General features: G+C 70.8%; 19 protein-coding genes. 7 read left to right on the top strand and 12 right to left on the bottom strand.

The annotated features are described in order from the left end of the window. Positions 1 to 461: 461 nt before the first annotated feature. Positions 462 to 1,409 carry a hypothetical protein gene (locus ACH4KB_RS27010; protein WP_398068482.1) on the top strand — a complete coding sequence of 316 codons (948 nt, stop codon included), beginning with the start codon at positions 462 to 464 and terminating at the stop codon, positions 1,407 to 1,409. Between the two features lie 48 nt (positions 1,410 to 1,457). Here ACH4KB_RS27010 and ACH4KB_RS27005 read toward each other — a convergent pair whose 3' ends face one another. Next, positions 1,458 to 2,027: a TetR/AcrR family transcriptional regulator gene (locus ACH4KB_RS27005; RefSeq protein WP_398068481.1), complete on the bottom strand. Its 570-nt coding sequence runs from the start codon at positions 2,025 to 2,027 to the stop codon at positions 1,458 to 1,460. Between the two features lie 103 nt (positions 2,028 to 2,130). On the opposite strand from ACH4KB_RS27005, the gene ACH4KB_RS27000 reads away from it, so the two are divergent. Next, a complete protein-coding gene (locus tag ACH4KB_RS27000; protein WP_398068480.1) occupies positions 2,131 to 3,129 on the top strand; it encodes an alpha/beta hydrolase family protein in 999 nt (332 codons plus the stop codon). Here the strand turns inward: ACH4KB_RS27000 and ACH4KB_RS26995 are convergent. Then, positions 3,020 to 3,547 (bottom strand): class I SAM-dependent methyltransferase, encoded by a 528-nt coding sequence (locus ACH4KB_RS26995; RefSeq protein ID WP_398068479.1) that lies wholly within the window; start codon positions 3,545 to 3,547, stop codon positions 3,020 to 3,022. The genes ACH4KB_RS27000 and ACH4KB_RS26995 overlap by 110 nt on opposite strands. Continuing rightward, complete coding sequence (locus tag ACH4KB_RS26990; protein ID WP_398068478.1) at positions 3,544 to 4,014, bottom strand: hypothetical protein; 471 nt, start codon at positions 4,012 to 4,014, stop codon at positions 3,544 to 3,546. Before ACH4KB_RS26990 ends, ACH4KB_RS26995 begins: the two co-directional genes overlap by 4 nt. Positions 4,015 to 4,172: 158 nt before the next feature. Between ACH4KB_RS26990 and ACH4KB_RS26985 the strand changes: the two genes are divergently transcribed. Further along, positions 4,173 to 4,745, top strand: coding sequence for a dihydrofolate reductase family protein (locus tag ACH4KB_RS26985; protein ID WP_398068477.1), 573 nt, complete (start codon positions 4,173 to 4,175; stop codon positions 4,743 to 4,745). A 61-nt stretch (positions 4,746 to 4,806) separates the two neighbouring features. Here the strand turns inward: ACH4KB_RS26985 and ACH4KB_RS26980 are convergent, their stop codons facing one another. After that, positions 4,807 to 5,331: an AAA family ATPase gene (locus tag ACH4KB_RS26980; protein WP_398068476.1), complete on the bottom strand. Its 525-nt coding sequence runs from the start codon at positions 5,329 to 5,331 to the stop codon at positions 4,807 to 4,809. Between the two features lie 106 nt (positions 5,332 to 5,437). Between ACH4KB_RS26980 and ACH4KB_RS26975 the strand changes: the two genes are divergently transcribed. Beyond that, on the top strand, positions 5,438 to 6,028 hold the full coding sequence (locus ACH4KB_RS26975) for a 1,4-alpha-glucan branching protein (RefSeq protein ID WP_398068475.1): 591 nt from the start codon (positions 5,438 to 5,440) through the stop codon (positions 6,026 to 6,028). 77 nt (positions 6,029 to 6,105) lie between these two features. Here the strand turns inward: ACH4KB_RS26975 and ACH4KB_RS26970 are convergent, their stop codons facing one another. Next, on the bottom strand, positions 6,106 to 7,263 hold the full coding sequence (locus tag ACH4KB_RS26970) for an acyl-CoA dehydrogenase (RefSeq protein ID WP_398068516.1): 1,158 nt from the start codon (positions 7,261 to 7,263) through the stop codon (positions 6,106 to 6,108). A 207-nt stretch (positions 7,264 to 7,470) separates the two neighbouring features. Here ACH4KB_RS26970 and ACH4KB_RS26965 point away from each other — a divergent pair, with 207 nt between their 5' ends. Continuing rightward, complete coding sequence (locus tag ACH4KB_RS26965; RefSeq protein WP_398068474.1) at positions 7,471 to 8,814, top strand: UDP-glucose dehydrogenase family protein; 1,344 nt, start codon at positions 7,471 to 7,473, stop codon at positions 8,812 to 8,814. Between the two features lie 102 nt (positions 8,815 to 8,916). On the opposite strand, the gene ACH4KB_RS26960 is transcribed toward ACH4KB_RS26965, so the two are convergent. Genes ACH4KB_RS26960 through ACH4KB_RS26950 form a run of 3 tightly spaced genes read right to left on the bottom strand, consistent with a single transcriptional unit; the run spans position 8,917 to position 11,823 of the window. Further along, positions 8,917 to 10,116, bottom strand: coding sequence for a dipeptidase (locus ACH4KB_RS26960; RefSeq protein ID WP_398068473.1), 1,200 nt, complete (start codon positions 10,114 to 10,116; stop codon positions 8,917 to 8,919). A 10-nt stretch (positions 10,117 to 10,126) separates the two neighbouring features. Then, positions 10,127 to 10,675 carry a 5-(carboxyamino)imidazole ribonucleotide mutase gene (gene purE, locus ACH4KB_RS26955; protein WP_398068472.1) on the bottom strand — a complete coding sequence of 183 codons (549 nt, stop codon included), beginning with the start codon at positions 10,673 to 10,675 and terminating at the stop codon, positions 10,127 to 10,129. After that, positions 10,672 to 11,823 (bottom strand): 5-(carboxyamino)imidazole ribonucleotide synthase, encoded by a 1,152-nt coding sequence (locus ACH4KB_RS26950; protein ID WP_398068471.1) that lies wholly within the window; start codon positions 11,821 to 11,823, stop codon positions 10,672 to 10,674. Before ACH4KB_RS26950 ends, purE begins: the two co-directional genes overlap by 4 nt. 177 nt (positions 11,824 to 12,000) lie before the next feature. Here ACH4KB_RS26950 and ACH4KB_RS26945 point away from each other — a divergent pair, with 177 nt between their 5' ends. Then, entirely contained in the window at positions 12,001 to 12,522 is a 522-nt protein-coding gene (locus ACH4KB_RS26945) for a GtrA family protein (protein ID WP_398068470.1), read from the top strand. Between the two features lie 149 nt (positions 12,523 to 12,671). Here the strand turns inward: ACH4KB_RS26945 and ACH4KB_RS26940 are convergent, their stop codons facing one another. Next, positions 12,672 to 13,937, bottom strand: a complete 1,266-nt coding sequence (locus ACH4KB_RS26940) for an ATP-binding protein (RefSeq protein WP_398068469.1) — start codon at positions 13,935 to 13,937, stop codon at positions 12,672 to 12,674. 55 nt (positions 13,938 to 13,992) lie between these two features. Beyond that, positions 13,993 to 14,670 carry a response regulator transcription factor gene (locus tag ACH4KB_RS26935; protein ID WP_007450117.1) on the bottom strand — a complete coding sequence of 226 codons (678 nt, stop codon included), beginning with the start codon at positions 14,668 to 14,670 and terminating at the stop codon, positions 13,993 to 13,995. Between the two features lie 487 nt (positions 14,671 to 15,157). Between ACH4KB_RS26935 and ACH4KB_RS26930 the strand changes: the two genes are divergently transcribed. After that, positions 15,158 to 16,657 (top strand): peptide MFS transporter, encoded by a 1,500-nt coding sequence (locus tag ACH4KB_RS26930; protein WP_398068468.1) that lies wholly within the window; start codon positions 15,158 to 15,160, stop codon positions 16,655 to 16,657. Positions 16,658 to 16,774: 117 nt separating this feature from the next. Here the strand turns inward: ACH4KB_RS26930 and ACH4KB_RS26925 are convergent, their stop codons facing one another. Beyond that, positions 16,775 to 17,137, bottom strand: a complete 363-nt coding sequence (locus tag ACH4KB_RS26925) for a hypothetical protein (RefSeq protein WP_398068467.1) — start codon at positions 17,135 to 17,137, stop codon at positions 16,775 to 16,777. A 227-nt stretch (positions 17,138 to 17,364) separates the two neighbouring features. Further along, complete coding sequence (locus ACH4KB_RS26920) at positions 17,365 to 18,756, bottom strand: hypothetical protein (protein ID WP_398068515.1); 1,392 nt, start codon at positions 18,754 to 18,756, stop codon at positions 17,365 to 17,367.

The following is an 18,756-nucleotide window of genomic DNA, read 5'->3' as shown; positions in this document are numbered from 1 at the left end:
ACCGAGCGGCTTTCGCCGGAAGATCCCCTGACGCCAAGGCGGAGATCGAGCTCGCGTGCGTCTTCGTCAGCCATGGCGCGCAGGGTAGGGGCGGCGGGCCGGGCCGGGCCGAGTGACGGGTACCCGGAGATCCACCCGAAATCGCTGCTCGCGCCGGGTCGTGACCCGCCACGACCCGGTGGAGGCCGACCGGATCGTGGGCCACCGCGACCCGGTGGGCCACGACGTCAACTAACTAAAGAACCAAGAGAAATTACCCAACCCCACCCCACCTGATCCCGGTGGTCAACTGCGGGGTGGATCGGTCACCCACATGGGTGAGATTCACCAACTGGTGTGGATTTCGGCCGGGTTGGAAGGCATATGCTCGCGCTGAACACAACCCCAGACATGAGACGGCCCCCGCCGGGACGGCAATCCCGAGCGAGGACCTGACCACCAAGGAAGCAGAGACCTTCCCGATGGATACCCAGCACGATATCGCCCTCACCCGCGCCCTGGCAGAGGTTCCCGGACCACTGCCGCTCTCCGGCGTGATCCACGTCGCGATCCCGCACACGACCCGCTTCACGGTCGTCGGCAACCATCTCGCGCAGCACGCCGAGCTCTCCCTCACCGCGATCGGGATCGGCGTACACATCCAGTCGCTCCCCGCCGGGTCCAAGGTCGGCATCAAGGCGCTCGCGGCCCGCTTCGCCGAGGGCGAGACGACGATCGCCGCCGCACTGCGCGAGCTGGAGACCCACGGCTATCTGCACCGGACCCGCGAGAGGCTGCCGAACGGCCGGATGACCACCCGGACGGTGTTCTGCAACCAGCCGGGGGCGTTGCTGCGGAGCGCGACGGTGGTGCCGGTAACGGTGGCACCGGTGCCGGTGGTGACGCCTGCGGTGCCCGCACCTGCGCCCGCGCCCCTCCCTCCGCCCGAGCCCACCCCCGTACCGGAGGAAGCGCACCCGCCGGTCCGCGTACCGTCGCGCATCGCGCCCAAGCCTCCCCGCCGGCCGCTCCCGCAGCCCCGCGAGCTGACCCCGGAGCTGCACCGGGCCGCCTCCGCGCTCCTCGCCGACCTTCGGCGTCACGCGCCGGAGCTGGTGCTCTCCGAGGACGATGTCGAGGAGCTGGCGCCCGGTGCGGCTGCCTGGCTGGAGCGGGGCGCACACCCCGATGCCATCCGCCGCGCCCTGACGACCGAGCTCCCGCAGCCGCCCAAGTACCCGGTGAAAATCGTCAGACACCGCCTCACCGTGCTCCTGCCACCGCCGCTCCCCGGCACCCAGGAGCTGACCCCGGTCCACCGGACGCCCGTCACCCCCTTCCAGACCTGCGAGGGCTGTGACCGCGCCTTCCGCTCTCCGGCCCCGGGTCACTGCCGCGACTGCCGGGCCCAGTACTGGGAGGCGGCGTAGGCCTGCACGCCGACCGTCACGCGGTGGTCGCGCGGTCGGGCGTTGTCGCTATGCCTGGCGACGGCATCCGGCGAGGAGGGTCGCGACCATGCGCGCGGCGTCCGCCCGGTCGTAGTCGGGGCCGGTGATGCAGAGGTTTCCGATGGCGCGCATGAGCGTGTAGGCGGTGACGTCCGGGCCGATCTCGTCGGCGGCGACGCAGGCGTCGAGCAGCGTCGCGCAGGCCGGAACCAGGGTGTCGAGCATGAGGGCGTGGAGGTTCTCCAGCCCCGGATCGCCGGACCCCAGGGCGGCGCCGAGGCCGTGCTTCGTCACCAGGAACTCCACGAACGCGTCCGCCCAGCCTGTCAGGGCGGTGAACGGGGAGGCCGATTCCTCCAGGAGCCGGGGCGCGAGTGCGGTGCAGGTGTCGATCTGGTGCCGGTAGACGGCGGTGACGAGGTCCGCCCGTGTCGGGAAGTTCCGGTAGATCGTGCCGACACCGACGCCGGCCCGTTCGGCGATGTCGCGGATGGGGGCCTGGACTCCCTGGTCCACGAAGACCGCCGACGCCGCCGACAGCACGCCGTCGCGGGTGCGCTGTGCCTGCGCCTGGCGTACTCCGACCGATTCCGGCACGAGGCCCTCCCTTTGCTCGCGGAACAATGTTCCGCTAAGTTGGCGGAACGGCGCTCCGCCAAAGTATGGCAGAGCGATCCCGTGGAGAAAGCGCAGGTCCCTCATGCCTTCCAGCCACCTCGGCCCAGACCGCGACCGCGACCGCGACCGCGACCGGCGGATCGTCGCGGTCAAGCCCATCTCCGTTTCCGCGCCCGGCCGCAGCGTCGACCTCCAGGTGAAGGTCACCGCTCCCCTGTCGGGCCGGAACCTTCCCGTCATCGTGTTCTCCCACGGCAACGCCTGGTCCATGGACGGATACGAGCCCCTCGTCGATCGGTGGGCGGCCGCCGGATTCGTCGTCGTACAGCCCACCCACCTGGACTCCCGCCGCAACGGCATCGGCTGGGACGACCCGCGCTTCGCCACCGTCTGGCGCGTCCGGATCGCCGACCTCCACGCGGTCATCGACGGCCTCGGCGACATCCTTGTCCAGGCCGGCGGCCTGGAGACGCGCGTCGACCTTGAGCGCATAGCGGTCGTCGGCCACTCCTGGGGCGCGCAGACCACCGGGGCGATCCTCGGCGCGCGTGTGCTCGACGCCGACGGCGTTCCCGGAGAGGACTTCTCCCACCCCGCCGTCTCGGCCGGTGCGCTGATCGCCGCGACCGGAACCGGCGACACCCTCACCCCGTTCGCGGCCGAACGCCTTCCGTTCATGAGGCCGGACTACTCCACCATGACCACCCCGGCCCTGGTCGTCGCGGGCGGCAAGGACCAGTCCCAGCTCTCCACCCGGGGGCCGGAGTGGTTCACCGACGCCTACCACCTCAGCCCGGCCCCGAAGAGCCTGCTCACCATCGCCGAGGGCGAGCACACCCTGGGCGGCCTCGCCGGCGAGTCGGCCGCCGAGACCACCGACGAGGACCCCGCCCGCGTCGCCCTCGTCGCCGACGCGGTCTCCGCCTACCTCCTCGACGCCCTCAAGCTCGACGACGACGCGTGGGCCGCCCTCAGCGCCACGGACGCGGCCGGCGACGGTACGTGGAGCATCGTCGGCAAGTCCCGCGTGCCGGCAACGCGGCGTGCGGCAGCGCCAACAGCCCTCGGCCCACGTGGTTGAGCACGAAGTTTCCGACGACCGCGTCGAACGCGTCGTCAGCGTAGGGAAGTTCGGGAGGTCGAGCCGTACGCGCCTCGGCTTCCGGGACCGCCCTGCGGGTCGCGTCCACCATGCCGGGTTCGGCGTCGACGGCGTGGACCGTCGCACCGCGCCCGGCGGCGAGGAAGTCGATGGTGCCGCTGCCGCAGCCCACGTCGAGGACGCGGCTGCCGGGCCCGGCCCCAGCGGCGTCGAGGAGTCCCGCCGCCGGGTGGGCGCAGAGCCGGGCGTAGGTGCGGGCGTACGCCTCGGCCTTGCCGGACCAGATGCGCCGTTCGGCGTGGTCGAAGGGGGTCGGGGAATGCTCCGCGTCCGCTTCCCGTGACACGGAGGAGGCAGCCACCGCGCCCGAGTCCCCTGGCGCCGGCGAGGCGGTCATGACACGGCTCCCTTCGGTTCGAGTTCGGCGAAGTCCTCGTGGAGGGCGTCGAGATAACGGCCGGTCGGTGCGCCGGCCGGATTCAGCTCCGCCAGCCGCCAACCGGGCAGCTGCGCCTCGACCCCCGCCGGGAGCGACCCGTCCGCAGGGTCCGCCAGGGCGTACAGCACGCCGAACGCGGTCTCCCTGGCGACTTCGCGGGCCAGTGCGCCGAGGTCCTCGGGGGTGAGCCCGGCCGCGAGGGCCCGGTCGACGGCGCCGGCCGCCGCTCCGTCGGTACGGTAGGCGTCGACCCACTGCGGGGCCGCCGTGCCCCAGGCGTCGACGTCCTGCCACACCGTCCGCAGGAGGCGGTAGCGGGCGAGCTGCGGCAGCCCCTCCTCCGCCTCGGACTCGGCCCAGTCGCGAGCGTCGTCCTCCGCACCCAGGGCGATGAAGAGGGCGGTCAGCCTGTCGAGTTCGGTCATGGGGAGGGAGGCTACCGGCCGGGGCCGAGGTGCGGTCGGGGACGGTGCTCGGTGCGGGACCGATGACTTTTCGTGGGGTGCGCGGTCTGTCCTTCCGTAAGACTGAGAGGCGACGCCGGGCACCCACCGGGGCCCGCCACGACACAGCAGGAGACCTGATGCGCACCCTGATCAGCACCGCCTTCGTTTCGCTCGACGGCGTCATGGAGGCCCCGGGCGGCGAGCCCGGCTACCGGAACTCGGGGTGGACGTTCAAGGACGTGGAGTTCCTGCCGGAGGCGTACGAGCTCAAGAGCCAGGAGCAGGACGAGGCCACGGCCCTGCTGCTGGGACGGGCCAGCTACGAGGCGTTCAGCCCGGTGTGGCCGGGCATGGAGGAGTTCACGGGGTACAAGGCGATGCCGAAGTACGTCGTCTCCACCAAGCTGACCGACGGCGACCTGGTGTCCGACTGGGGTGAGACCACGATCCTGCGGTCGCTCGACGAGGTGGCCGCCCTGAAGAAGACCGAGGGCGGCCCGATCATCGTCCACGGCAGCACCGAGCTGAACCGGAACCTCGCGGACGCCGACCTGATCGACCGGTACCACCTGCTCGTCTTCCCGCTCCTGCTCGGCGCGGGCAAGCGCCTGTTCAGCGACACGGACAAGGACGCCCAGAAGCTGAAGCTGGTCGAGCACGAGGCGTACGCCAACGGCATCCAGAAGAACGTCTTCGAGGTCGTCCGCTGACGCGCCCGGGTGGGTCCCCCGGGGCCCTGCCGGACCACAGCCCCCGCCCCGGCCCGGCCGGTCAGCAGGCGCGCACCCCTCGCAGGACGGTCTCCGCCACCTCGGTGGGCACGACGCCCGTGGTGTCGACCTCCCGAGCTTCCCGGCGGAGCCAGGGCAGGGCCCGCTCGTAGTCGGTCAGGTGGTCCAGGCGCCACTGCCGGGCGCCGGCGCTCTCCGGTGCGGTGTCGGTCTCGATGCGTCCGACGAGGGTCTCCCGGTCGGTGTGCAGGAGGAAGTGGTGCACGGGGATACCGGCCTTCGTCAGGCCGTCGTGGATCTCCTGCCAGTACGACTCGACCAGGACCGTCTGCGTGACCACCAGCGTTCCGCCCACGTGGTCGAGCACCTGCCGCGCGGTCTCCACCACCAGGCCCCGCCAGGGCGGGAAGTCCTGGAAGTCCTTCTCCGGCACGCCGAGCACATGGCAGAGCATCTCGCCGACCTTCTCGGTGTCGAACAGCCGTGAGTCCGGGAGGAGCGAGGTCATCTCCTTCGCCGTGGTGGTCTTGCCCGCGCCGAAGGTTCCGTTCAGCCAGATGATCATCGTTCCACCCTAGGGCGAATACTTCGGGCACCGGAGCGCCCGTTCCCCGTAGGTTCGGACACACCCGTCGTGAGGACGGGCCAGACCTACGTATCAGGGAGCCCGTATGGCAACCATCCACCGCACCACCATGACGCCCGGCAAGCTGGAGCTGATCACCGGCTGGCTGCCGAAGCAGAGCTGGTACGCGGGCTCCGGGGAGACGCCGGACCTGGTCAAGGCCGGCGGGTTCCGTCTGGACGACCCGGAAGGGGAGGTCGGGATCGAGTTCATGGTCGTGGCGGAGGCGGCCGGGCAGGAGCCGGTGGCGTATCTGGTGCCGCTCGGCTACCGCGGCGCGGCGCTGGAGGGTGTCCCCGACGAGGCGCTGATCGGCACCTCCGAGCACGGAGTGCTCGGCACCCGGTGGATCTACGACGGCGCCCACGACCCGGTGGTGCTGGCGCAGTTGCGCGCCCTCCTGCGCGGCGAGGCGAAGCCGCAGCAGCAGAGCGTGAGCGACGCCCCCGACCCGACCGTCATCGTCCATGGGGCCGATGCCGGTGCCGGTGCCGACCAGGGGGCCGACGTCCGGATCAACCGCGTCCTGCGGGCGTCGGAAGCCGAGCAGGGGTCTCCGGGAAGTCTCGTCGCCGGCTGGACCTGGCCGGACGGAACGGCCGTACGGGGAGAGCTGGCGGCCGTCGCGTCGCGGTAGTGGCCGTCAACGCCGCAGGGGCCTGAGCCCATACGAACGGCCCCCGGCACTGCGCCGGGGGCCGTCGGTAGAAGCGGTTATGGCAGGTTGCGCGCCATCACGATCCGCTGAACTTGGTTCGTGCCCTCATAAATCTGCGTGATCTTGGCGTCGCGCATCATGCGCTCGACCGGGTAGTCCCGCGTGTAGCCGTAGCCGCCGAGCAGCTGGACGGCGTCCGTGGTGACCTCCATGGCGACGTCGGAGGCGAAGCACTTGGCCGCGGCGCCGAAGAACGTGAGGTCGCCGTCGACGCGCTCGGACTTGGCGGCGGCCGAGTAGGTGAGCTGACGGGCCGCCTCCAGCTTCATCGCCATGTCGGCGAGCATGAACTGGATGCCCTGGAAGTCCGCGATCGGCTTGCCGAACTGCTTGCGCTCCTGGACGTACCCCTTGGCGTAGTCCAGCGCGCCCTGGGCGATGCCGAGCGCCTGGGCCGCGATGGTGATGCGGGTGTGGTCCAGGGTCTTCATCGCGGTGGCGAAGCCGGTGCCCTCCTCGCCGATCATCCGGTCGGCGGGAATGCGCACGTTGTCGAAGTAGACCTCGCGGGTCGGAGAGCCCTTGATGCCGAGCTTCTTCTCCGGGGCGCCGAAGGAGACGCCCTCGTCGGACTTCTCGACGACGAACGCGGAAATGCCCTTGGAGCGCTTGGCCGGGTCGGTGACGGCCATGACCGTGTAGTACTCGGAGACGCCCGCGTTGGTGATCCAGCGCTTCACGCCGTTGAGGACCCAGAAGTCACCGTCGCGCACGGCCTTCGTCTTCATGCCCGCCGCGTCCGAGCCGGCGTCCGGCTCGGAGAGGGCGTACGAGAACATCGCGTCGCCCTTGGCGAGCGGGCCCAGGTACTTGCGCTTCAGCTCCTCGGAACCGGAGAGGATCACCGGGAGCGAGCCGAGCTTGTTGACGGCCGGGATCAGGGAAGAGGAGGCGCAGGCGCGGGCCACCTCCTCGATCACGATGACCGTGGCGAGCGCGTCGGCGCCGGCGCCGCCGTACTCCTCCGGGACGTGGACGGCGTGCAGGTCCGAGGCGACCAGGGCGTCCAGCGCCTCCTGCGGGAAGCGGCTCTCCTCGTCGACCGCGGCGGCGAAGGGGGCGATCTTCGCCTCGGCGAGCGCGCGGATGGTCTCGCGGAGCATGTCGTGCTCCTCGGCCGGACGGTACAGGTCGAAATCGGTCGAACCCGCCAAGACGCTCACTCCCCAGATGCTAACTACCGTTAAGTAACCCAATTTTAGTCCGCAGACCGCCCGGCGGCATACGTGCCCTGTACGTGAGCTTCCCGACAGGGGTGGGACATAGGCGATGCGGTGGACAGCTGGAGCGGTGAATTCCGGCCTTCCGCTGCCCGACTATGCTCGGTCCGCACGTCCGTCCGCATCTCCCAGGAGCACTCCATGGCCCTCAGGATCACTGTGATCGGCACCGGCTATCTCGGCGCCACCCATGCCGCGGCCATGGCCGAGCTGGGCTTCGAGGTCCTGGGGCTCGACGTCGTGCCGGAGAAGATCGAGCTGCTCTCCACCGGCCGCGTGCCGATGTACGAGCCGGGTCTCGAGGAGATGCTCCAGCGGCACGTCGCCGGCATCGAGGGATCCACCGGGCGGCTGCGCTTCACCACCTCCTGGGAGGAGGTCGGGGAGTTCGGGGATGTCCACTTCGTCTGTGTGAACACCCCGCAGAAGCACGGCGAGTACGCCTGCGACATGAGCTATGTCGACAGCGCCTTCGACTCGCTGGCGCCGCATCTGACCCGGCCCGCCCTGGTCGTCGGCAAGTCGACCGTCCCGGTGGGCTCCGCCGCCCGCCTCGCGGCCCGCCTCGCGGAGCTCGCTCCGGCGGGCGCCGACGCAGAGCTGGCCTGGAACCCGGAGTTCCTCCGCGAGGGCTTCGCCGTGAACGACACCCTGCACCCGGACCGGATCGTCGTGGGCGTCGCGAGCGAGGGGGCCGAGAAGCTGCTGCGCGAGGTGTACGCCGGGCCCGTCGCCGAGGGCTCGCCGTTCGTGGTGACCGACTTCCCGACGGCCGAACTGGTGAAGACCTCCGCCAACTCCTTCCTGGCCACCAAGATCTCCTTCATCAACGCGATGGCCGAGGTGTGCGAGGCCGCCGACGGGGACGTCGTGAAACTCGCGGAGGCCATCGGGCACGACGACCGCATCGGGAAGAAGTTCCTGCGGGCCGGGATCGGCTTCGGCGGCGGCTGCCTGCCCAAGGACATTCGCGCCTTCATGGCACGCGCCGGCGAGCTGGGCGCGGACCAGGCGCTCACCTTCCTCCGTGAGGTCGACTCCATCAACATGCGCCGCCGCGGCCACATGGTGGAGCTGGCCCGGGAGGCGGTCGGCGGCGACTCGTTCCTCGGCAAGCGGGTGGCGGTGCTGGGCGCGGCGTTCAAGCCGGACTCCGACGACGTACGCGACTCCCCCGCGCTCAACGTCGCCGGGCAGATCCACCTCCAGGGCGGCCAGGTGACCGTGTTCGACCCGAAGGGGATGGACAACGCCCGGCGGTTGTTCCCGACGCTCGGCTACGCGGACTCCGCGCTGGAGGCGGTGCGCGGGGCGGACGTGGTGCTGCACCTGACGGAGTGGCGTGAGTTCCGCGAGCTGGACCCGGCGGAGCTGGGCGAGGTGGCCGCCCGCCGGACCATCCTGGACGGCCGCAACGCCCTGGACAGCGCGGTGTGGCGCGCGGCCGGGTGGACGTACCGGGCGATGGGCCGCCCGAAGGCCTAGTAGCTTCGCCGTGAGGGCGAGCGCTTCGGGGCGCTCACCCTCACAGCGTGAGCGCTCCAGGGCGCTCACCCTCACGGCGCTGGGCGCGAAGACCTTCCGGCGTCAGCCGAGCGGGCCGTCCAGCTCCGCGATCGTCGCGTGGGACGGGCCGCGCCGGCTCTGCTCGTCGCGGGCCACGGCCTCCGCGTCGCGCAGCACCCGTACGGAGTTCTGCCAGGTCAGCTTAGCGAGGTCGCCCTCGGACCAGTTCCGCCGCAGCAGCTCCGCGATGAGGTTCGGGTAACCGGAGACGTCCTCCAGGCCGCGCGGGGTGAACGCCGTGCCGTCGTAGTCGCCGCCGATGCCGATGTGGTCGACGCCCGCGACCGCGCGCATGTGGTCGAGGTGGTCCGCGATGGTCGAGACGGTGGCCTCGGGGCGCGGGTTCGACGCCTCGAAGTCCTCGTGGACGCGCATCGCGGTCGGGGTGGTGTCGAGGTGGTGCAGCCCGTGCTCGCGCATGTTGCGGTCGGCGGCCAGGGTCCAGGCGACGGCCTCGGGCAGCACGAACTTCGGGACGAAGGTCGCCATCGCGACGCCGCCGTTGGCCGGGAGGGCCGCGAGCACGTCGTCGGGGATGTTGCGCGGGTGGTCGCAGACGGCGCGGGCCGAGGAGTGCGAGAAGATCACCGGCGCGGTGCTGGTGGCGAGCGCGTCGCGCATGACGCCGTCCGCGACGTGGCTGAGGTCGACGAGCATGCCGACGCGGTTCATCTCGCGGACGACCTCGTGGCCGAAGGCGGAGAGGCCGCCGAGGCGCGGCAGGTCCGTCGCGCTGTCGGCCCAGTCGATGTTGTCGTTGTGGGTGAGCGTCAGGTAGCGGACGCCCAGGTCGTACAGGGCGCGCAGGGTGCCCAGCGAGTTGTTGATGGAGTGGCCGCCCTCGGCGCCCATCAGGGAGGCGATCCGGCCCTCGGCGCGGGCCTTCTCCAGGTCCTCGGCGGTGAGCGCCCGCCGCAGACGCGTCGGGTAGCGGGCGATCAGCTCGCCGACGACGTCGATCTGCTCCAGGGTGGCGCTGACGGCCTGGTCGCCGGTCAGGTCGGTGCGGACGTACACCGACCAGAACTGGCCGCCGACCCCGCCGGCCCGCAGCCGGTTCAGGTCGGTGTGGAGCAGGCCGCGCTGGTCGGCGGCGATGTCCCGGGCGTCGAGGTCGTAGCCGACCTGTTCGCGCAGGGCCCAGGGGAGGTCGTTGTGGCCGTCGACGACGGGGTGGACGGCGAGGAGTGCGCGGGCCCGCCCCAGATAGGCGTCGTTCATGTGCCGCCCCCTACTTTCCGAAGCCGAAGGAGTCCGCGCCCTGGACCTTGGCGCGCAGACGTTTGCCCTTCTCGGTGGCCTGGTCGTTCAGCTCCTGAAGGAACTCCCGCATCCGCTCCTGGAGCGCGGGGTCGGACGCGGCGAGGATCCGCGCGGCCAGCAGGCCCGCGTTGCGCGCGCCGCCGACGGAGACCGTGGCGACGGGAACCCCGGCCGGCATCTGGACGATGGAGAGCAGACTGTCCATGCCGTCCAGGTACTTCAGCGGCACCGGAACGCCGATGACCGGCAGCGGGGTGACCGAGGCCAGCATGCCGGGCAGGTGGGCCGCCCCGCCCGCGCCCGCGACGATCGCCTTCAGGCCGCGGCCCGCCGCTTCCTCGCCGTACGCGATCATCTCGCGCGGCATGCGGTGGGCGGAGACGACGTCGACCTCGTAGGGGATCTCGAACTCGTCGAGCGCCTTGGCGGCGGCCTCCATGACGGGCCAGTCGGAGTCCGAGCCCATGACGATGCCGACGAGAGGGGCGGCGGGGGATCCGGTGCCGGAAGAAGTCATTCGGTGATCGTTCCTCGCAGGTAGTCGGCCGCGTGCCGGGCGCGCTCCCGCACGTCCGCCAGGTCATCGCCGTAGGTGTTGACGTGTCCGACCTTGCGGCCGGGCTTCACGTCCTTGCCGTACATGTGGATCTTGAGCTGCGGGTCGCGGGCCATGCAGTGCAGATACGCGTGGTACATGTCCGGGTAGTCGCCGCCCAGGACGTTGCACATGACCGTCCAGGGGGCGCGCGGGCGCGGGTCGCCGAGGGGGAGGTCGAGGACCGCCCGCACGTGGTTGGCGAACTGGGAGGTGATCGCGCCGTCCATGGTCCAGTGGCCCGAGTTGTGCGGGCGCATCGCCAGCTCGTTGACCAGGATGCCGGGCTTCCCGTCGGGTCCGCGGGTCTCGAACAGCTCGACCGCGAGGTGTCCGACGACGCCCAGCTCGGCGGCGATGCGCAGCGCGAGCCGCTGGGCCTCGCCGGCCAGCGCCTCGTCCAGCCCGGGGGCGGGGGCGATCACCGTGTCGCAGACGCCGTCCACCTGGATGGACTCGACGACCGGGTAGGCGACGGCCTGGCCGTGCGGCGAGCGGACGATGTTCGCCGCCAGCTCCCGTACGAAGTCGACCTTCTCCTCCGCGAGGACCGGAACGCCGGCGCGGAACGGGTCGGCCGCGTCCGCCTCGGAGCGGACCACCCACACGCCCTTGCCGTCGTAGCCGCCGCGCACGGTCTTGAGGATGACGGGGAAGCCCCCGACCTCCTCCGCGAACGCGGCGGCGTCCGCCGGGTCGCTCACGATGCGGTGGCGGGGGCAGGGGGCGCCGATCTCCAGGAGCTTGGCGCGCATCACCCCCTTGTCCTGGGCGTGCACCAGGGCATCGGGGCCGGGGCGCACGGGGATGCCGTCCGCCTCCAGGGCCCGCAGATGCTCGGTCGGCACGTGCTCGTGATCGAAGGTGATCACGTCGCAGCCGCGCGCGAAGGCGCGCAGCGTGTCCAGGTCGCGATAGTCGCCGATGACGACCTCGCTCACCACCTGGGCCGCCGAATCCTGGGGGGTGTCACTGAGCAGCTTGAATTTCAGGCCGAGGGGGATACCCGCCTCGTGGGTCATGCGGGCGAGCTGACCGCCGCCGACCATGCCGACTACCGGGAACGTCACGTCTTCAGGATATCCGCCACGCCGGTGGTTCCCGGACGGCCGTACGGATGCCGTAGGACCACGACCCCTGCGGACTCACGGGCGTCACACGGGTGGGCTGGTTAGCATGGCGGAGTTGACGTGCTTGCGTCGACACGTCTTCCAGACGCCTTCCGACGGACGGGACCAGCGATCACCATGAGCGAACGGGGCGCACTGCGGACCCGGCTTGAGCTGCTGGCCCGGGAGGTCGCCAAGTTCGGCGCGGTCGGCGCTTTCGGCCTGCTGGTCAACATCGCGGTCTTCAACCTGCTGCGGCACACGACGGACCTCCAGGTGGTCCGGGCGAGCGTGGTGGCGACGTTCGTCGCGATCCTCTTCAACTACGTGGGCTTCCGCTACTGGACCTACCGGGACCGCGACAAGACCGGCCGGACCCGTGAGCTGGCCCTCTTCCTGCTGTTCAGTGCGGCGGGCGCGGTGATCGAGACGGGCGTGCTGTACCTGGCGACGTACGGCTTCGGCTGGAACACCCCGGTCCAGAGCAATGTCTTCAAGATCGTCGGCATCGGGGTCGCCACCCTGTTCCGCTTCTGGTCCTACCGGACCTGGGTCTTCAAGACCCTGCCCGCCAAGGAGGCCGTGCTGAACGCGGAACGGTTTCTGGAGCAGCGCAGGCCGGCGGAGGAGCGGGTAACGCCTGACGCCGTACGGAACTGAACCGGCGCCCGGCCCCGTACGGAACCGGCCCGGCGCCCGACCCCGTACGGAAATTGCCCGAGGCACCTCTGTGGAACTGAGCCGCGGCACCTCTGAGGGACGAGCCCGCCGCGCCCGTACGGGAACCGGCCCGCCGCGCCCGTCGTTGTTCAGCGCACCGGGCGCTCAGGGGTCCTGCGGTCGACCGGGACCCGGCTGAGGAAGAGCGCGAAGACCGCCGGGTGCTGCTGGAGCAGCTCCAGCCGACCGCCGTCCGCCTCCGAGAGATCGCGGGCGACGGCCAGGCCGATGCCGGTGGAGTTGCGGCCGCTGATGGTCCGCTCGAAGATGCGCGCCCCCAGCTCGGCGGGGACGCCGGGGCCCTCGTCGGTGACCTCGATGACGGCCTGGTTGCCGGTGACCCGGGTGCGCAGGGCGACGGTGCCGCCGCCGTGCATGAGGGAGTTCTCGATCAGCGCCGCCAGGACCTGGGCGACCGCGCCCGGGGTGCCGACGGCCTTCAGCCCGTGCTTGCCGGAGCAGACCAGTGCGCGGCCCGCGCTGCGGTAGGCGGGGCGCCACTCCTCGATCTGCTGCTTGACGACCTCGTCGAGGTCGAAGACGACGGCGGAGCCGGTGCGCGGGTCCCGGGAGTTCGTCAGGAGCCGTTCGACGACGTCGGTGAGGCGCTCGACCTGGGTGAGGGCGATGTTCGCCTCCTCCTTCACCGTGTCCGGGTCGTCGGTGACCGAGATCTCCTCGATCCGCATGGAGAGGGCGGTCAGCGGCGTCCGCAGTTGGTGCGAGGCGTCCGCGGCGAGCCGGCGTTCGGCGGTCAGCATCCGGGCGATCCGCTCGGCCGAGGAGTCCAGGACGTCGGCGACCCGGTCCAGCTCGGGCACCCCGTACCGCTTGTGGCGCGGGCGGGGGTCCCCGGAACCGAGGCGCTCCGCGGTCTCGGCGAGGTCGGTGAGCGGGGAGGCCAGCCGGTTCGCCTGGCGTACGGCGAGCAGTACGGCCGAGACGATCGCCAGCAGCGCCACCGCACCGATGATCAGGAGCGTGCGCCCGACCTCGCGGGTCACGGCCGAGCGTGACTCCTCGACGGTGACGGTCTCGCCCTGCTCACCGGTCTCGACGGCGCGCAGGACGCTGCCGACGGGACGTTCGCCGACGGCGATGGGCTTGCGGCCGGGGATCTCGACCAGGGCGTACCGCTTGGGGTCGATCTGCTCGGCGAGCACCCCGGGATTGATCCGCTCCGCGCCCAGCAGCCGGCTGTCGACCACACTGATCAGCCGGAGCGCCTCGGACTCGACGCTCTCCTGGGCGCTGGCGCTGATGGTGCGCGTCTCGACGATCACCAGCGAGACGCCGAAGACGGCGATGACGACGAGCACCACGGCGAGCGTGGAGTTGATCAGCCGGCGGCGCATGCCGGCCTCAGGGGGCCGCGGGGGCCGTTCTCAGGGTGCATGGGTGCTTCGTACGTCAGCTCTTCTCGAACCGGAAGCCGACGCCCCGGACGGTGGCGATGTAGCGCGGATTGGCGGCGTCGTCGCCGAGCTTCTTGCGCAGCCAGGAGATGTGCATGTCGAGGGTCTTGGTGGAGGACCACCAGGTGGTGTCCCAGACCTCGCGCATCAGCTGGTCGCGGGTGACGACCCGGCCGGCGTCCCGGACCAGGACCCGCAGCAGGTCGAACTCCTTGGCGGTGAGCTGGAGTTCCTCCTCGCCCATCCAGGCCCGGTGCGACTCGACGTCGATCCTGACCCCGTGGGTGGCGGGCTGCGGCACGGGCTCGGAGGCCCCGCGGCGCAGCAGGGCGCGGACCCGGGCGAGCAGCTCGGCGAGCCTGAACGGCTTGGTGACGTAGTCGTCGGCGCCCGCGTCCAGGCCGACGACCGTGTCGACCTCGTCGGCGCGGGCCGTCAGGACCAGGATCGGGATGGTGTGGCCGCCGGCCCGGAGCCTGCGGGCGACTTCGAGACCGTCCATCCCGGGCAGCCCCAGGTCGAGGACGACCAGGTCGATGCCGCCCTGGAGACCGGCGTCGAGCGCGGTCGGACCGTCCTGGCGGACCTCGACCTCGTAGCCCTCCCGACGCAGTGCGCGGGCCAGTGGCTCCGAGATGGATGCATCGTCCTCGGCGAGCAGTACACGGGTCATGGAGTGATGGTAGTCCGGACGGGGGGTCCGAGGTGAGGCCCACGACGTCACCTGCGGGTCAGCGCCACAAAGCGGACGGGGGCCTTTGAATATGGGACTGTGGTTCCATCCGGACCTGTGATCCATGTCTCAAGTCCTTTCATATCCTGCCGTGTCGTGTCGTATGGTGTCCCGACGCCTGTTGCACTACTCAAGGACCTTTGGGCAGCCATGAGCGCCAAGGGTCTCTTTTGTGTGCGGGGCCGGTTCCCGCCGGCTCCTGAGTGAATGACCTGTGAGCCGGGCCCGGAGCGCGAGGACGCGCGACGGGCGTGGATCCCGACGCGGTTCTTCCCCGCTCCGCCGCCGTATCTCCGTCAGGAGCCCGGCCGCACGGAGCACGTCCCCCTCAGGCGTGGGGCCGGGGTATGCCGCGCCGGTGCCGGCTGCCCCCCACCGGGCGCGTACAGCTCACGAGGCGTCGCGTCCCGACCAGCAAGGATCGACCATGGCGTCCAGCCTGACGAAGGACTCGCCCAGTTCCGGTGAGAAGACCTTCTTCGGCCACCCCCGCGGTATGGCCACCCTGTTCATGACGGAGATGTGGGAACGCTTCTCCTTCTACGGGATGCGCGCCATCCTCACCCTGTACTTGGTGGCCGCCGTGCTCGACGGCCCCCTCGAGGGCCGGGAGGCGCTCGCCGCCTCCATCTACGGTGTCTACAACGCCGTCGTCTACATGGCCGCGATGCCCGGCGGCTGGGTCGCCGACCGCCTCTGGGGCGCCCGCAAGGCCGTTCTGGTCGGCGGGATCGTCATCGCACTCGGTCATTTCGCGCTCGCGCTGCCGAGCGACATCACGTTCTTCTTCGGCCTCGCGCTGATCGCGGTCGGTACGGGTCTGCTGAAGCCGAACATTTCGGCGATGGTCGGCGCGCTCTACGAGAACCAGTCCAGCGCCCGCCGTGACGCCGGCTTCACCCTCTTCTACATGGCGATCAACATCGGTGGCTTCGCCGCTCCGCTGCTGGTCGGCTACCTCGGCGAGAACGTCAACTGGCACCTCGGCTTCGGTGTCGCCGGTGTGGGTATGACCTTCGCGGTCATCCAGTACGTGCTGGGCTCGAAGCACCTCGGCGAGATCGGCAAGCTGCCCGCGAAGCCCGCCTCCCCCGAGGAACGGCGGCAGATGCTGCGCAAGGTGGGCCTGTGGTCCGGCGTCGCGGTCGCCGCGCTGCTGATCGACCTGGCGCTGGGAACGTACGACATCGAGCACATCGTCAACGTTCTGGCCGTGCTGGGCGTCGTCGTACCGGTCGTCTACTTCATCACGATCTTCCGGGACCCGGCGCTCACCAAGGAGGACCGGCCGAAGATCAAGGCGTACGTGTGGTTCTTCATCACGGCCGTGCTCTTCTGGATGATCTACGACCAGTCGGGTTCGCTGCTGACGATCTTCGCCGACAACAAGACGGACCGCTTCATCGGCGGCTGGGAGTTCCCGGCCTCCTGGCTGCAGTCGGTCAACCCCGCACTGGTCATCATCCTGGCCCCGATCTTCGCCATGGTCTGGGTCAAGCTGGCCACACGCAACCGTGAGCCCAGCACGCCGATGAAGTTCGCACTGGCGATGCTCCTCATCGGCGGCTCGTTCGGCATCATGGGCCTGGCGGGCGCGGCCGCCGCGAACAGCGAGACCGGCAAGGTCACCGTCTTCTGGCTGCTCGCCGTCTACCTGGCGCAGACCATGGGCGAGATGTGCCTCTCCCCGGTCGGCCTGTCGCTGTCCACGAAGCTGGCGCCGAAGATGTTCGTGGGCCAGATCATGGGCCTGTGGTTCCTGGCCACGTCGACGGGCAACGCCCTCAACGGCTGGACCACGAAGCTCAACGCCCCGCTGGGCGACGCCGCGTACTACACGTTGCAGGCGGCCGTGGCCGTCGCGGCGGGCATCGCCTTCATAGTGGCGGGACGCAAGATCCGCGCTCTGATGGGCAACGTCAAGTAGCTGCCCCGGTCCCGCACGGGACACGACAGCGGGTCCGCACGGTCATCTCGTGCGGACCCGCTGCCATTCGGTTCAGGCGGTTCGGTTCAGGCGGTTCGGTTCAGGCGGTCGTGACGACTACTTGGTCTCGACCTTGACGCTCCGCAGGAAGCTGCTGAAGCCGCACTTCACCGAGGACTTCTGGCTGGGCTTCTTCCAGCTGCCCTTCACCGTCCACGGGATGGTGTGCTCGGCTCCGCGGCCCCGCACCACATCGCAGACGAGCACGGCACGGTGCTTCTTGACGCTCTTGCCCTTGGCGGACTTCTTGCAGGCGGAGGTCGACACCGGGCGCCCCAGCGAGAGGCTGGGCGTCGCCTTGCAGGTGTACTTCACACCGGCCGCCGCAGCGGGCGCGGCGGTGGCCAGCGTCAGTCCGGACGTAATCAGCAGGCCGGCGAGCACGCCCGTCGCAGCCTTCTTCCCCCAGGTCACGTTCATGTCGTTCCTTTTCTCAACCCGTGCGGCACCAGCAGGTGGTCAAGCCTGCCGGACAGCGCCGCACCCAGACGATGCCCTTCGCTGCTGCGAAGAGGCGTAGAGGGAACCTAGCCTTGTCGATCTTGTACGAGCAAGGCGCGCCGGGTGATTTGAGCAAGTTCTGAGCATGACGGGGCTCCGCCCGGAGAAGCGTGCTCCGGGCGGAGCCCCCGCTCGTGGTCCCGGGCTCAGCGGGTGCCGCGCAGCCTCTGCCACGGGGTGAACGTGAACACCGCGCCGCCCAGCAGGATCGCCGTGCCGGCGACCAGGCCGAGCGCTCGCAGCGCACCGCCGTCCTCGGCCCCGGTGGCGGCCAGGCCGCCGCCGGAGTCCGTGCCGCCGCCGGACGCCGCGGCTCCGCCGGAGTCCGCCGCGCCGCCGCTCCCGCTGCCTCCTGACGCGCCGCCCGGCTGGGCGGAGGTGTCCAGCTCCAGGGAGACGGCCACGCCCGCGGGCGGGGTGCAGGTGGTCGTCGTACCGGCGGCCATCACCGTCAGGACGCCGGGGCTGAGCGTGGACGTGCCGCTCGCGCCGGGCTTGTACGTGCCGGTGAGGTCGGGGATCTCGATCGGGGCGCCGGTCTTGATGACCTCCTTGTTCACCGGCCCTTCGACCTTGACCGTGCCCTTGTCCGCCCCGCCGAGCTCGACGTCCATGGACGGCTTCACCTGACCCGCCGGGATGTCGATCGGGCTGTCCATCACGGACTTGCTGAACTCCACCGTCAGGTCGTAGTCGCCGCCGCTCTTCCTGGCGCTGATCCTGACCGGTGAGGTGGCGTTCTTGTCCCCGATCGGGGTCTTGCACGCGTAGGCGACGGACACCTCCTTGCCGGGGAAGTCGGTCTCCCCGCCCCCGCCGCCGGTGCTGCCGCCGGACGTGGTGCCCCCGGTGTCGGCACCGCCGGAGGAGGTGCCCGACGTCGTGCCGCCGGACGTGGTTCCTCCAGTGTCGGCGCCGCCGGACGTGGTGCCTCCGGCGGCCGTGCCGCCGCTGTCCGCACCTCCGGACGCCGTGCCGCCGGACGTCGTGCCGCCCGTGGTGGAGCCGCCGCCCTCGGTGACCTTGATCGTGGCGCCCGCCCGTACCTCTTCCTTCGGCGCGCACTTGGTGTCCGTGGAGATCGGCTTGGACACGTTGATGTTGTACGCGCCCGGCGTCAGGGTGATCTCCCCCGCGGTCTCCAGCTTGAGCGTGCCCTTCATGTCGGGCAGCACCATGGGGCTGTTCTTGGGAATCGGCGGGTTCTGCCGGGGGCCCTCCAGCTTCAGTTCGCCGCTCGCCGAACCGCCCAGGGTGACGGTTCCGGTCGGCTTGACGGTGTCCGCTCCCAGATCCAGCACGTCCGGGTTCTTGGACGCGGCCTCGACCGTCTTCCAGACGATCTCGATCTCGTCGCCCACCTTCGCCTCGGCCGGTGCGGTCAGCTCCACCTTCGTGGTGCCCTGCACCGCGGGCAGTCCCGAGATCGGCGGCGGAACGCACTCCGTCGCGTAACTGACCTCGGCGGCCTGGACCGGACTCGCGGCCATCAGGATGCCCGCGCCGCCGAGCATCAGCGCGACTCCGGCCGCGCTCAT

The organism is Streptomyces sp. NPDC017520 (genome assembly GCF_044329855.1).
Classification (GTDB): domain Bacteria; phylum Actinomycetota; class Actinomycetes; order Streptomycetales; family Streptomycetaceae; genus Streptomyces.
Note: the sequence above shows the minus strand (reverse complement) of the source record. Positions and strands in the feature narration are given on the sequence as shown.